At 65.9% G+C, this 856-nt stretch carries 1 protein-coding gene; it reads left to right on the top strand.

The annotated features are described in order from the left end of the window. Positions 1–856: electron transport complex subunit RsxC (gene rsxC, locus BN1120_RS16990; RefSeq protein WP_042017233.1), on the top strand; the 856-nt coding region annotated here is incomplete at both ends.

Raw genomic sequence — 856 nt, 5'->3', positions numbered from 1 at the left:
GCATCGTGCCGGTGCACGCTTCCACCTCGGGCACCATCACCGCCATTGAGCAGCACACGGTGGCCCACCCATCCGGTCTTGACGATCTCTGCATCCTCCTCACCCCGGACGGAGACGATGCCTGGGGCGAGCGCACACCCCAGCCTGACTACTGGAACCTGGAGCGGGGGGCGTTGCTCGAGCGCATCCAGCAGGCCGGCATCGCCGGGCTCGGCGGCGCCGTCTTCCCGACCCACAGCAAGCTCGACGGCCGTGGCCAGCTCACCGAGATCCTCATCGTCAACGGGCTGGAGTGCGAACCCTACATCACCACGGATGACAGGTTGATGCAGGAGTACGCCGACGAGATCATGGACGGCATCCGGGTACTCAAGCACCTGCTCAAGCCCAAGCTCACTCTGATCGGGGTGGAAGACAACAAACCGGCGGCCATCGAGGCCCTGACCCGCCATGCCAGCGACGCCGACGTGCTGGTCAAGTCGGTACCGACCAAGTACCCCTCCGGCGGCGCCAAACAGACCATAGAGCTGCTCACCGGACGCCAGGTGCCCAAGGGAGGCCGGGCGGTGGACATGGGCATCATGGTGCTCAACGTCGCCACCGTCTTTGCCATCAAGCGCGCCATCATCGATGGGGAGCCGCTCATCGAGCGCATCGTCACCCTCACCGGCGACGCCTTCAAGAAACCCGGCAATGCCTGGGTACGTCTGGGCACGCCGGTACGCTGGCTGCTCCAGCGTTTCGAGCTGCAACCGGAGGCGGATCAGCGGGTCATCATGGGGGGCCCCATGATGGGCTTCACCCTGCCCCACGCCATGGTCCCCGTGGTCAAGGCCACCAACTGCCTGCTCTCCCC

This window comes from Aeromonas caviae (assembly GCF_000819785.1).
GTDB lineage: Bacteria > Pseudomonadota > Gammaproteobacteria > Enterobacterales > Aeromonadaceae > Aeromonas > Aeromonas caviae.
The sequence above is the reverse complement of the archived record's forward strand: the minus strand, read 5'-3'. Positions and strand labels throughout refer to the sequence as shown.